11 protein-coding genes are annotated in these 13,717 nt (G+C 57.6%); all 11 read left to right on the top strand.

From position 1 onward, the window contains the following. The first annotated feature begins 81 nt into the window (after positions 1–81). Positions 82–2,640, top strand: a complete 2,559-nt coding sequence (gene feoB, locus DMP05_RS02355) for a ferrous iron transporter B (RefSeq protein ID WP_123218983.1) — start codon at positions 82–84, stop codon at positions 2,638–2,640. Between the two features lie 564 nt (positions 2,641–3,204). After that, positions 3,205–3,414: a hypothetical protein gene (locus DMP05_RS02350; protein WP_123218982.1), complete on the top strand. Its 210-nt coding sequence runs from the start codon at positions 3,205–3,207 to the stop codon at positions 3,412–3,414. Positions 3,415–3,799: 385 nt separating this feature from the next. Further along, the gene (locus DMP05_RS02345) at positions 3,800–4,234 is read left to right on the top strand and encodes a metal-dependent transcriptional regulator (RefSeq protein ID WP_123218981.1); all 435 of its coding nucleotides are present in this window, start codon (positions 3,800–3,802) and stop codon (positions 4,232–4,234) included. A gap of 100 nt (positions 4,235–4,334) precedes the next feature. Then, positions 4,335–5,015 (top strand): FAD-dependent thymidylate synthase, encoded by a 681-nt coding sequence (gene thyX, locus DMP05_RS02340; RefSeq protein ID WP_123218980.1) that lies wholly within the window; start codon positions 4,335–4,337, stop codon positions 5,013–5,015. A gap of 222 nt (positions 5,016–5,237) precedes the next feature. Further along, the gene (locus DMP05_RS02335; protein ID WP_123219044.1) at positions 5,238–6,527 is read left to right on the top strand and encodes a DUF1385 domain-containing protein; all 1,290 of its coding nucleotides are present in this window, start codon (positions 5,238–5,240) and stop codon (positions 6,525–6,527) included. Positions 6,528–6,711: 184 nt separating this feature from the next. After that, the gene (rsmI, locus tag DMP05_RS02330) at positions 6,712–7,572 is read left to right on the top strand and encodes a 16S rRNA (cytidine(1402)-2'-O)-methyltransferase (RefSeq protein WP_123218979.1); all 861 of its coding nucleotides are present in this window, start codon (positions 6,712–6,714) and stop codon (positions 7,570–7,572) included. A gap of 112 nt (positions 7,573–7,684) precedes the next feature. Continuing rightward, on the top strand, positions 7,685–8,890 hold the full coding sequence (locus DMP05_RS02325) for an iron-containing alcohol dehydrogenase (RefSeq protein ID WP_123218978.1): 1,206 nt from the start codon (positions 7,685–7,687) through the stop codon (positions 8,888–8,890). Positions 8,891–9,210: 320 nt separating this feature from the next. Next, entirely contained in the window at positions 9,211–9,837 is a 627-nt protein-coding gene (locus DMP05_RS02320; protein WP_244595013.1) for a M48 family metallopeptidase, read from the top strand. 342 nt (positions 9,838–10,179) lie between these two features. Then, a complete protein-coding gene (metG, locus tag DMP05_RS02315) occupies positions 10,180–11,787 on the top strand; it encodes a methionine--tRNA ligase (protein ID WP_123218977.1) in 1,608 nt (535 codons plus the stop codon). Between the two features lie 110 nt (positions 11,788–11,897). Further along, positions 11,898–13,049, top strand: coding sequence for a TatD family hydrolase (locus DMP05_RS02310; protein WP_123219042.1), 1,152 nt, complete (start codon positions 11,898–11,900; stop codon positions 13,047–13,049). Continuing rightward, complete coding sequence (locus tag DMP05_RS02305) at positions 13,046–13,633, top strand: flavodoxin family protein (RefSeq protein ID WP_123218976.1); 588 nt, start codon at positions 13,046–13,048, stop codon at positions 13,631–13,633. Before DMP05_RS02310 ends, DMP05_RS02305 begins: the two co-directional genes overlap by 4 nt. Positions 13,634–13,717: the final 84 nt, after the last annotated feature.

Raw genomic sequence — 13,717 nt, 5'->3', positions numbered from 1 at the left:
TAACAAATCGCTCGTCACCTGGGGATTCTTATGGAATGAAATCTCAGTCTGACAGATTCGCAAACGACTGAAAGGCAGACAATGGGAATTCGCATTGCGCTTGCCGGCAACCCGAACTGCGGCAAGACGACGATGTTCAACGACCTGACAGGCGCCAACCAATATGTTGGCAACTGGCCGGGCGTTACCGTCGAGAAAAAAGAGGGTAAGTACACCAAAGACAAAGAGGTCGTTATCACCGACCTTCCGGGCATCTATTCGCTCTCGCCTTATTCGCCCGAAGAAATCGTTGCGCGCGATTACCTGCTTGATGGCGGCCCCGACGCTGTTATCAATCTGGTTGACGCGACCAACCTTGAGCGCAACCTGTACCTCACGAGTCAGATTTTGAACCTGGGCGTGCCTGTGGTTTTGGCTCTGAACATGATGGACTTGGTCGAGAAAAACGGGGACAAGATTGATGTCGACGGTCTGTCCAAGCAGCTCGGCTGCCCGGTTGTTCCTACTTCGGCGCTTCGTGGCCGCGGCATGGAAGATGTGGTGAATGCTGCCATCGAGGCCGCAAAGGCAAAAAAGGTGCCCGAATCTCAGATGAAGTTCGATGCCGTCGTTGAGGAGGCTATTGCCAAAATCGAGGGCATTTTGGGCTCGAAGGTTTCTTCTTCCACCTCGCGCTGGTACGCCATCAAGCTTTTCGAGGGCGAGCAGAAAACCATCGACGACCTGAAGCTTTCGGCGAGCGAGCTTAAAGCCATCGATGAAGTTCGCGACGCAATCGAGAACAAGCTCGATGACGACGCCGAATCGATTGTAACGAGCGAGCGCTATAACGCCATTTCGCACGTTATCGACAAGACGGTGAAGCGCTCCCGCACGGGCCTGACCACTTCTCAGAAGATCGACCGCGTGGTCACCAACCGTTGGCTGGGCCTGCCCATTTTCATCGCCATCATGTTCTTCGTGTACTGGCTTGCGGTTACGGTGGGCACGGGCCCTGTGACCGACTGGGCTAACGACGGCATCTCCGGCGATGGCTATCTCTATACTGGACAGGCTGCCTACGAAGAGGCCGAGGGCGAATATGAGGACGCCCAGGGAGTCGTCGAGGCGTACGTCACCAGTATCTACGGCATGGACGAGGCCCGCGACGTTCCGAGCGACGAAAGCCAGGAAGTGCTTGACGCGCTTGCCGTGGCCGAGCCCGAAGATGATGCCGACGAAGACGCTGTCGCTGAATACGAAGATGCTCAAGCGACGGTGAAGGACTTCGAGGAAAAGGCCGAGGCTGAAAAAGCCGTTGCCGCCATCGAGGTCGAGGACGAGGACGGCGTGACCGCCGAAGAGGAAGTCGACTTCGACGCCTACAAGGAGGCCGTTGAGGTCGCCGAGCCCGATCCAGCCGATTACGGTCTGTGGATTCCTGGCCTTGGCGCGATTATCGCCGATGCTATGGAATCGGCCGACGTTGCTCCGTGGCTGCAGTCGCTCGTTAACGACGGCATCGTCGCCGGCGTTGGCGCGGTTATCGGCTTCATCCCGCAGATGATTATTCTGTTCTTGCTGCTGGGCATTCTGGAGCTGTGCGGCTATATGTCGCGCGTCGCCTTCATCATGGACCGCGTGTTCCGCAAGTTCGGCCTTTCCGGCAAGTCGTTCATTCCTATGCTTATCGCATCTGGCTGCGGTGTGCCTGCTGTTATGGCGACCAAGACCATCGAAAATGAGATGGATCGCCGCATGACCATCATGACCACCACCATGATTCCGTGCGGTGCGAAGATGCCTATTATCGCGCTTGTGTTCGGCGCGCTGGCAACGGGCAATTCCGACGATACCTGGTGGGTTGCTCCGCTGTTCTACTTCATGGGCGTTGTGGCGATTATCATCTCTGGCATCATGCTGAAGAAAACCAAGCTTTTCGCCGGCGAGGCCACGCCGTTCGTTATGGAGCTGCCTGAATATCACATGCCGACTGTGAAGAGCGTACTGCTTTCCATGTGGGAGCGCGTGAAGGGCTATATCATCAAGGCTGGTACGATTATCTTTCTGTCCACTATCGTTATTTGGTTCCTCATGAACTTTGGCGATGCGGGCGACGGTTTCGGTTTGCTTGATGCCGATGCGCCTGACTACATGGACTACAGCCTTATGGCCGGCCTCGGCAATCTGCTCGCCTGGATTTTCGCGCCTCTTGGATTTGACAATTGGCAGGCTGCGGCAACTACGATTACCGGTTTGGTTGCTAAGGAGAATGTCGTCGCTACCGTTGGCATTATCACGCAGCTTTCCAGCTACGGCGAGTCCGACCCCGCTCTGTGGCTCGGCTTTGGCCAGATGATTGGCGGCGGCGCGGCTGCAATCTCGGCTTTCTGCGCATTCAACCTTCTGTGCGCTCCGTGTTTTGCAGCTATGGGCACCATTCGTCAGCAGCAAGCCTCTGCGAAATGGTTCTGGATCACCATCGGCTATCTGTGCGGCTTCGCATGGTGCGTTGGCCTGATGATTTATCAGTTCGTGGGTCTCGCGACGGGCGAGGTCGGCTTCAGCTTCTGGACCATCATCGCTATTGCCGTTGCTGCGGCCATGCTGTTCCAGATTTTCCGTCCCATGCCCAAACATAAGGACGAGCAGACGAAATAATCTGCGAAACTGAACGTTTAGAGCTCCCAGCCTTAGCTCAGGGTTATAGCGCCCCGCATTCGCGGGGCGCTATTTAATATGGGCAGAACATAGTCGACAGGCGATGCGGGCCAAGGGCCAAGTATGGGCGGTTTCGGGTGGATGCGCCCCGCATTTGCGTGATGTTTTCTTGCCTAGCGTAAAGCAACAAGTCGAAAAGTGACAAAAGTTGCGAATCTGGGGGGAGTGCAAGCCCACATCTCGCTCGTAGATGGGCGAGTTTTGCTGCTTTTGGTGGTTTTAAAGCCTCGTTTTCATGGGATGGGGCCCCTGACGCAAGCTTCGCTCGCCGGTTTGCGGTGTTGTTGCGCGCTTAGTGACCTATAAACGCCCCCAGATTCGCAACTTTTGTCACTTTTTAGCGATTTCATTTACGCTGGGCTCTCATTGCGCCTCGAAAATGTCAAATATGTGACCCTTGGGAAACATTTATTCAATTAAGAGAGCGTGTGTGGCAAAAAGCGGTAAAGTACCTGATGAATGAAAGTATGGCGCGCATGCGCGCCCAATTGAAACGAGGCCGTTATGGTTATGAATATGGCAACAGCAGTTGTGCTGGCGATTTTGATCGTCTGCGTGTGTCTATCGGTTCGCCTAATGATGAAAAAAGGCATGTGCGGCGAAAAAGAGATGTGTGGCTCGTGCTCGGGGCACTGCGGTGGAGGCTGCTCGGCGACGGCGCGCATTGACAAGATGGTCGCCGACGCTGACGCGGCGGTTGCTTCGGCGAAATAGCAAGGCGCCTTTCCGTTTAAAGCCATGCCTCCGTCTTTGGCGGTATAGCGTTTTGCGAGCTGTGTGAGAAATTTGTCAATCGATATTGATATTGCGGCGCCTTTCCGTAGGGGCGGTTTGTTCTATTGAGACAACAGCATCGGCAGGCGTGGCAGCAGCAACAGTGAGCATCGACGCTAGGTGGCGGTGGACATCGGCGCCCGCGGGCGTTGGTGTTATGGAGTATCGGCGCAGACGGGCTTCGTGAGCCTCGCTATATGCTTTGAACGTTGTTCGCCGAGGCTCTCGCCTTATGACCTGAGTCCTTTCGGATAAAACTACGGCATGTGTGGTATTGTACTCTGGAGGAAGGTAACGCGCGCTTGCGCTATTCAAGGAGGCATGTATGTCGGAATCCCAAATGGGTACCATGCTCGAATCCCGCGATAGGGAGCCTCTGAGCCATTCGCTCGAGGATTACCTGGAAGCAATTGTCGATCTTGCAGGCGGCCCCAACGAGCCTATTCGTGCGGTTGATGTTGCGACAAAGCTTAACGTTTCGAAAGCGTCGGTTTCGAAAGCGGTGACGAACTTAAAAGAAAAAGGCTACGCTGTTCAGCCTTATTACGGTGACATCACGCTTACTGAAGAGGGCTACGAATACGGTTCCACGATTTGGCGTCGCCACAATTTGTTGTTCCGCTTCATGACTGAGGCAATTGGCATCGACTCTGAAACTGCCAATTATGAGGCCTGCCAAATTGAACACGGTATTTCCGCTGAATCGTTCAAGAAGTGGGAAGAGTATTTGACCAAACAGGGCATAACTCTTGAGTTGTAAAACGCCATTCCCTTGTTTTCTTTATGCCCTGCGCGTTGGCGCGGGGCATATTTTTTACCGATAGATTAAAGTTGAATCGCTTACCAGAAGGGGGACGATTATGCACGTTGAACTGTTGTACCACACGCCCGATCCCGAGCGCGCTATCGCGACGGCTGCACGTTTGTGCTATGCGCCTGTTGGCGCAGCCGAGCTCATGGAGGCGATGTCGGAAGAGCGTATGCACAGCGTGCTTTCCACCATTATGGCCAGCGGGCATTTTTCGACGCTTGAGCACGTGAGCTATACGTTTGCCATCGATGGCGTTTCGCGCGCACTTACTCACCAGCTGGTTCGTCATCGCCTGGCGAGCTTTAACCAGCAGTCGCAGCGTTACGTGAAATTCAAAGAAGGCGTTTCTGTGGTAAAACCCGAAAGCGTGCTTGCCAACGAGGAAGCGAATGCTGTTTTCGATGAGGCCATCGAAGCGGCTACGTCGGCCTATAAGAAGCTGCTCGATGCCGGCGTGCCCGCTGAAGACGCGCGTTACCTTTTGCCGAACGCCGCTGAAAGCAAAATCGTGGTTACCATGAATGTTCGTGAGCTGCTGCATTTCTTCAGCTTGCGCTGCTGCAACCGCGCGCAGTGGGAGATTCGCGAGCTGGCGCATCGCATGCTGGAGCTTGCGCGTCCCACGGCTCCGTTCGTTTTTGCCGACGCGGGGGCGCCGTGCGTGCGCGGCGCATGTCCCGAAGGTAAAATGACCTGCGGAAATCCGTACCCCAAAGTAGTACGCGAATAGTACGCTGCTTCGATGTGAAATAGGGCAAAGGGTTATTCCTTTGCCCTATTTTTGTTCGAGGTTGGTCGTAAAATTGTGCGTTACGATGAGGCGGGCGATTTGGACAATCCGGGCGAGCCGGAGGGAGGCCGTCGTTCGCTTGTGCCATTAGTCAAGAAGAAAGCTCCAAGCGTGTCTAACGAAACTGAATGTATGCCGAAAGAAAATGAAGTCGACCAGGAAATGCTCGGCGCGGCCGCGGAAAACGAAAGCGGTCAGGCTCCCAGCAAACGCAGCGCCGTGAAGCGCGCGTTTGCTGAAGACGGCGCGAACAAAACGCACGTGGGCGGGCAGGCGCTTATCGAGGGCGTTATGATGCGCGGCCGATACAATTGGGCTGCTGCCGTGCGTGAGCCATCGGGCAATATTTATATTGAAGAGCACGATTTGGCCAGCGGCAAAGCGAAGAACAAATGGCTCTATTGGCCCGTTGTGCGCGGCTGCCGCGCGTTTGTGGAAAGCTTGATTTTGGGCTATAAAGCGCTCGAGATTGCCGCGATGCACGTCTATGGCGATGAGGAAGAGCCCGGAGCGAAAGCTGAAGAAGTGAGTGCAAACGGGGCCATTTCGAAAGAAGGCGCTTCGGTCGACGAAAGCGTTGCAGGCGAGACCAGCGACTTCTCGTGGAAAAATGATTTCGGCAACCCCGACGAAGCGATTGACGCCTTGGGCGCGCAGCGTTCCTTGGATATCGTTGTCGAGACCAATACGGCCGAGTCTGGCGTGGTTGAGCCTAACGTGGTCGAACCCGGCGCGGCTGCGTTAGAGTCGGACGAGACTCGTGACGGGGACGATGGCGGTTTCGGCAAGCGCGAAATGGCTATCTCGATGGTGCTTGGTCTGCTTTTGGGCGTCGGTTTGTTCATTGTCGCGCCCGCGTTCATCGCCAATGTGCTCGTGGGCGAATACGATGACAAAACGCTTCTTTGGAACGTCGTCGACGGCATTGTGCGTATCGTCGTTTTCGTGTTCTACATTTGGCTTATTGGTCGCATGCAGGACATCAAACGCATGTTCAGCTATCACGGCGCCGAGCATAAAACCATCCATTGCTACGAGCACGGGTTGCCGCTCACGCCCGAAAATGCGCGCAGTTTCCCGCGTTTGCACGTGCGCTGCGGCACGGCGTTTTTGATAATGGTCATGATCATCGCGATTTTCGTATACACCATTACGCCGCTTAACGGTCTCATCGCCGCGTGGGGCGTGCCCGATGGTCCTGCAAAACTGGCGCTCGTTATTGTGGCGCGCATTCTGCTCATGCCCGTAATTGCTGGCATCAGCTATGAAATCACGGTGAAGTGGGCGGGCAGCCACCCAGAAAACCCGCTGGTGAAAGTGGTGCTGTGGCCGGGCATGCAAATGCAGCGACTTACGACCAATGAGCCTGACGATGAAATGCTCGAATGTGCTATTGCCGCTATGCAGCGCGTGCTCGAGCGAGAAGAACGCGAGGAAGCGGCGCGGGCTTAGGCGTTTTTTTGGAAACCGCAGGCGGCAAGGTGGTCGGCTGGCCTTCGATGAAAGGTATTGGTCGGACGCACAAAGCCCGGCTTGAACGCACAAAGCCTGGCTCGAACGTGCGTTTTGCCCGAGCCGCTTTTGCGCTTTTGCTGCGCCGTTCGCGCGGGCCGAGTCGGGCGGTATAATTGCGCCCATGAATACTTCAACTGGAAAACTTGTTTTATGTCCTACGCCCATCGGCAATTTGGGCGATATCACGTTGCGCACGCTCGATGAGTTGCGCGCGGCCGATGTGGTATGTGCGGAAGATACGCGCGTCACGGGCAAGCTGCTCGCGCACTTCGATATCGAAAAGCGGCTTGAGCGACTTGATGAAGCGACCATCTCCAAGCAGGCCGACCGCATTATCCAGCGCGTGTTGGCTGGCGAGCGCATCGCATTTTGCAGCGATGCCGGCATGCCCGGCGTGTCCGATCCCGGGTCGCGCCTTGTTGCGTCGGCGCAGGCAGCGGGTGCGCCTTATGAGGTGCTGCCAGGTGCATCGGCAGCCGCGACGGCTTATGTCGCCAGTGGCTTTTCCGATCCGCGCTACTATTTTGGCGGTTTTTTCCCGCGCAAGGCTGGCGAGCGCAAGGCGGTGCTCGAAGCTCTTTCGGGCCTCGACGCCTCGCTCGTGTTCTATGAAAGCCCGCGCCGCATAGCCGATGCGCTTGCGGTTGTCGCGGAGGCGTTCCCCGCGCGAGAGGTTGCAGTGTGCCGCGAGCTCACGAAGCGCCATGAAGAGGTATTTCGCGCTATGGCCCCCATTGCTGCGGAAGAATTCGCCCGCCGCGATGCGAAAGAGGGCGTAAAGGGTGAAATCGCGTTGGTTATTTGCCCTCCGACGGCTGCTGAAGTCGAGGACAACGCCGCCGCTCAAGCTGCTTCTGCCGCCGAACGCGCGACTGAGCTTCTTGCCTCTGGCGAAATGTCGCATAAAGATATCGTTGCTGCCCTGCGCCGCGAATTTGGCATTTCGCGCAACGAGGCGTATGCGCTCGTGCACGAACGTTAGAGAGCTTGGCGAGGGGCTGTTGTGAATCTGCAGCGCTCACCCGAAGGTGAAGAAGGCCCTGTTTTGGCGGCTTCCCATGCTATGGTCTGTAATCGTTTCGAAAGGATGATCAATGAACGATTTCGTGTTCTATTCTCCGACGGAATTCATTTTCGGAAAAGGCGTTACCGACCAGGTGGGTGAGCATATTGCCAAGCGCGGCTATAAACGCGCACTGCTCGTATACGGCAAGGGTTCCGTGGTGCGCACGGGAACGCTCGACCGCGTGAAGAAGTCGCTCGCGGCGTCGGGCGTCGAGGCTGTTGAGCTCGCGGGCGTGCGTCCGAATCCTGAAGTGGGATTGGTGCGCGAGGGCATTGAGCTTGCGCGTAAAGAAAACGTCGACGTTATTTTCCCCGTTGGCGGCGGCAGCGCGATTGACTGCGCCAAAGCGATTGCGTTTGGTGTGCCTTACGAAGGCGATGTGTGGGACTTCTTCAGCAAGAAGGCGACGATTGCGGAATGTCTGCCTATCGCCTGCGTGCTTACTATTCCTGCGGCGGGTTCCGAAGGGTCGAGCTCGTGTGTTATTTCCAACGATGAACTGGGGCTGAAGCGCGGTACGAATTCGAACTTGTTCCGCCCGAAGGTGGCGTTCCTCGATCCCGAGCTCACGTTCACGCTGCCGCCGTATCAAACGGCCGCTGGCGTGACCGACATGATTGCGCATGTGTGCGAGCGCTATTTCAGCGGCACGGGTTCGTCGAGCCTCACCGACAACATTGCCACGGGCATTATTCGCGCTCTTATCGACGAGGCCCCGGTGGCTCTTGCCGAGCCTGAGAATTACGAGGCCCGCGCGAACATTATGTGGGCGGGCACGCTCGCCCATAACGACATCGCGGGATGCGGCCTCTCGGCGACGCCGACGAGCCGCGCTGGCGGTTGGGAAAGCCATGCACTTGAGCATGAGCTTTCTGCGTTCGACGCTTCTATTACGCACGGTGCTGGTTTGGCGGGGGTCATGCCTGCGTGGATGCGCTTTGTATGGCGAGAAAACCCAGCTCGCTTCCTGAAGTTCGCGCTGCAGGTATTCGACATTGAGCCCATCGATGAAACCGATGAAGCAATTGAAGATGCCGTGACGGCTGCGATCGACGAGCTGCAGGCGTTCTTCGTTGATTTGGGCATGCCGCGCACGCTCGGCGAGTTCGGCATCGCCCCCGAAGATGTGGACAAACTGCTGCCGACGCTCAAGGCCAACAAGGGCGAAGTGTTCGGTGGCTTTAAGAAGCTTACGCTGGAAGACGCGAAGGCGATTTATCTTTCGGCGTTCTAGAGGATAAAAAATCGTACAGAAGTTCGAAACCGCCCGTCTATGCAGTACAATAGGCGGGCGGTGCTTCACTTGCCGGGCGGCGCCTCTGAAAGGAGGTGGTCCCGATGGATACTCAAACGGTTATCGCCATTTGCGCAGTAATGTCAGCTGTTATCGGAGTCGTCGACCTCGTCACCCGCGACAAGTGATCTTCATTGGAAAGGAATAAGCCGGGTGCCCTGAACAAGTAACCCGGCTTAGAACTCAAACGATGTCGCCCGGCTTCGCGGGGCACCGTGCTTGCATCTTAGCATGATTCTTGTTTCGAAGGAATGTTCGCTGTGTCTTCTGTGCGAAAAACCATGCTGCGCGCTGCGGGGTTCAACGTCGAAGTCACGCGCAAGCAGCAGAAGCATATGTATGTGCGCCTCAAGCCTTGCGCTGGGGGTGCCGATGCGACGGGCGGCTCGCCTGACGCTCGCTTTCGCGTATGCGTGAGTGCGCCGCTGCGTTATTCCGACGCTCGAATTATGCGCTTTATCGAAGAACGCGCATCGTGGATTCGTGAGCATGCGGCAAAAATGCAGGTGAGGGAACGCGATCGTGAAATCAACGGAGCGTCGGCTTCACCAACGAAGGAGGAACTTGCCCAGTGGTGTGCCGTGGTGGCTGCGTTCGTGCCGGCGCTCATAGAGAAATGGGCGCCGATTATTGGCGTTTCGCCTGGTAAATTAGCATATCGAAACATGGTGAGCCGCTGGGGCAGCTGCAATGTGAAAACGGGGCGCATCTGTATAAACGTGCAGCTCGCCGCCCAGCCTCCCGAGTGTTTGGAATACGTTGTGGTGCATGAGCTGTGCCACCTGAGGGAAGCAAACCACGGCCCGCGTTTTCATGCGCTGCTTGATGCGTATTTGCCTCATTGGCGCGATGCCGAGCGAAAGCTGCGCGGCGCGATTCGGCGATAGGGAAGGCACCTCGCACAAAAACGCGCGAAGTGCGTAGCTTAAATTCGAAAGCGCAGCAGCATCGACGTTTTCTCGAATGCGCGACCAGGCATTACGCAAGTGACGCAGCGGCAATTTCCTTCAAGGGTACGCACTTCGCGCACCTTCGCGCACGAGGGGCTTTCGCGCGGGCCGAGCATGCCTCCCCGCAGGCTGGCGAAGTCCCTCGGTGCCTCCTCGAAGTCGTCGCATGAATGTTTCGGCTCTTCTTTTGGCCTGCGCATGGGTGCGCTACAATACAAAAGTTTGAAAAACCCCAAGGCTCGGCGGCGTCATTGGCCGCGCGGGCGAGAAGGAGCATGCATGTCCAAGCCGTCATTCTTTATTACCACGCCCATTTATTACGTAAACGCGGCGCCTCATTTGGGAACCGCATATTCGACCATCTTGGCTGATGTTCAGGCGCGCTATCGTCGCGCGATGGGCTACGATGTCAAATTCCTTACTGGCATGGATGAGCATGGCGAAAAGGTTGCCGAGGCTGCCGAGCAGCACGGCTTCGATTCGCCCCAGGCATGGTGCGACAGCCAGGCGCCCCTGTTCCAGGACCTGTGGAAGACGCTCGAGATTTCCAATGACGACTTCATTCGCACGACCGAGCCGCGCCAGCACCATGCGGTTCAGTATCTTTGGGAGCGCATGCAGGAATCGGGCTACCTGTACAAGGGCAGCTACGATGGCTGGTATTGCGTGCCCGACGAGACCTACTACACCGACAACCAGGTGAAGAAGGGCGACGAGGAGTATGGCTCGGTGGGCCAGCATCTGTGCCCCGATTGCCATCGTCCGCTCGAGCGCGTGCAGGAAGAGTCGTACTTCTTCAAGCTTTCTGCGTTCCAAGATAAGCTGCTTGCGCTCTACGACGAACATCCTGAATTCGTGCAGCCCGATTTCCGCATGAACGAGGTGCGCAGCTTCGTCGAAGGCGGCCTGAACGACCTTTCCGTGAGCCGCACGAGCTTCGATTGGGGCGTTCCCGTGCCGTTCGATGACGGCCACGTGACCTATGTGTGGTTCGACGCGCTGCTGAACTACATGACGGCTGTGGGCTACGGCCTCGACGACGACGCTTCTAAGGCTGAGTTTGCTTTCCGTTGGCCCGCGCAGTACCACATTGTGGGCAAGGACATCATCCGCTTCCATTGCGTTATTTGGCCGGCCATGCTCATGGCCATTGGCGAGTCGCTGCCCGAGCACGTGTTCGCGCACGGCTTCCTTACGGTGCGCAATTCCGAGACCGGCAAGGCCGAAAAGATGTCGAAGAGCCGCGGCAACGCCATTGCTCCGCAAGACGTCATCGACCTTTTGGGCGTTGAGGGCTATCGCTACTACTTCATGACCGACGTGGTTCCTGGTACCGACGGCGCTATTTCGTTTGAGCGCATGGAGCAGGTATACAACGCCGATTTGGCTAACAGCTGGGGCAACCTGATTTCCCGCTCTCTGAACATGAGCGCGAAGTACTTCGACGGTTGCGCTCCCGCGAAGCCTGCCAGCGCCGATGCGTTCGACAATCCGCTCGCGAAAATCGCCGACGGCCTGGTCGATCGTTATGCCGCCGCGATGGATGCGCTCGACTATGGTGCGGGCAAAGATGTCGCCATGGAACTTATTCATGCCGCGAACCACTACATCGAAGACTCCGAGCCGTGGGCGCTTGCCAAGGACGAGGCAAAGGCCGACCAGCTCGCGTTCGTGATTTACAACCTGCTCGAGGCTATTCGCATTTCCGCGCACCTGCTCGAGCCGTTCATGCCCACCACGAGCGCCGAGGCGCTGCGTCGCATTTCGTGTGAGGCCGAGGCTGGCAGCGACAACCTGGCTGAAGCTTGCGTATGGGGCGGCTTGGCCGGCGGCGTGCCGGTTGAGAAGGGCGATGCCCTGTTCCCGCGCCTGCAGAAGAACGACTAATCGTTTCTGAGAATCGCAGAAAGCCCGGTATCGCATGGCGCGTGCCGGGCTTTTTTGAAAAAGAAGGAAGTTCGGTTATTAAGGCTCGTATCGTGGAATCAGAAATGCCAATGAACGCGGGAATCGATCCCGAAGGGGACGCCGGTTATTTGTTGTATGGCGATGCGCTGTTTCGCAAGCATCGCAAAAAGGGGTGGGCCTATGTGGGTTCGCCGGTGCCTGCGCTCGAGGCGCCCGTGGCCGATACGCATGCGCACCTTGCTATGCTGTCGCATCCGGCGCTCTCGCTTGCGCGTTGCGCTGTGGTGGGCGTCGATTTCGTATGTGCGATGTGCGACCCGGCCGAGGGCGATGAATGCGAACGCACATATCGCGACCTGGACATATGGCGTGCCGAGGCGTTGCGCTTACTGCCCGAGGTATTCGAGGCCACGCGTCGCAATGTGACGGCCGAGCGCGAGTCGCTCGAAGCGCAGGCTCATGCCGCTGGCAAGAAGCATGCGGGCCAAGCGGCCGAGGCGGCGGTGTTGCTGGAGTCGGTGGCTGTTGATGAGCGCGCATGCAATTTGTGCTGGGGCGCAGAGCCGGCTATACCGCACATGCGCATCGCGTGCGGAGTTCACCCGCATGTCGCAAGCCAGTGGGATGCCGATATGGAAGCGGCCTTGCTTGAGCGCTTGGCCGATCCACGTACCGCTGCCTTGGGCGAGGTTGGGCTCGACTACCACTATGATTTGTCTCCACGCGATGTTCAGCAGAACGTATTTCGTCGCCAGGTGCAGCTGGCCCATGTTACGGGCTTGCCGCTCGTGCTTCACGTGAGGGATGCGCACGAAGACGCATTCCGCATTCTTGAAGAAGAAGGCTGGCCTGAAGCTGGCACGTTGCTGCATTGCTGCAGCGTGGGCCCCGATGAGCTTGCGCGCTGGGTCGAGCGTGGGGCGCATGTGGCATTCGGCGGCGCGGTCACCTTCCAGCGAAGCGACGATTTGCGTGCGTCGTCTGCGATGGTTCCGGCCGAACGCCTGCTTACCGAAACCGATGCGCCCTATATGGCCCCCGTGCCGTTTCGCGGCATCGAGTGCGGGCCTGAATTCACGATTTTCACCGCAGGGCGCATCGCCGAAGTTCGGGGAGTCGCCCCAGGCGAGGCTCGCCGCGCATTGCTGCAGCAGATGCACGATGCGGGTGTGGCGTTTTTGAATCGTGAGCCCACGGAATGGCAGCGTGCGCATGCCGATATAGCGAGGGACGCACGATGAGCGCCGCGCAGGGTTCTTATGAGCTGGTACTCTGTGGTTCGCCGCGCAAAAACGGCGTGTCGTCGCGTTATGCTGCGCAGCTGACCGCTGAACTCGAAGCGAAGGGCGTCGTTATTGAGCATTGGAATGTGGCCGACCATGCTGTGAGCGGTTGTATCGGTTGCGAAGGGTGCCGCCGCGCGCTGCAATGTGTCGAATGCTCAGGGCATTTGACACATTGCGTGATTCGTGACGACATGGATGGGCTGTATGCGTTGCTCGATGGCGCGGCGGCGGTTCATGTGGTGGCACCTGTGTATTTCTCGGGGCCAACGGCGCAGTTCAAGGCCGTTTTGGACCGACTTCAGCCATACTGGGAGAAACGGCGTGGGCCGAATAGGCAGCCGGGTGCTGCCGATGCGCCAAAGCGCCCCGTTACGTTGTACGTGATCGGTTCGGGCGGCGATCCCTATGGGTTTGCCGCTCTGGAAAGTTGCGTGCGCTCGTCATTCGGGGCCGCAGGTTGGCGCGTTGGAGAAGTGGTCGACCGCATTGGCTGGGGCCAGCCAGAGGCGGAATCGCAGAAAGAAACGTTTGGTTCGTAGCCCATGGGCATGATTTGTGGGGCTCGCCCGCCTTCGGGAGTTCAAAGCCCGTGGGAGCGCATGGCTCGGTGAGCCGTGAGGCGC

It is taken from the genome of Slackia isoflavoniconvertens (assembly GCF_003725955.1).
Taxonomy (GTDB): domain Bacteria; phylum Actinomycetota; class Coriobacteriia; order Coriobacteriales; family Eggerthellaceae; genus Slackia; species Slackia isoflavoniconvertens.
The sequence above is the reverse complement of the archived record's forward strand: the minus strand, read 5'-3'. Positions and strand labels throughout refer to the sequence as shown.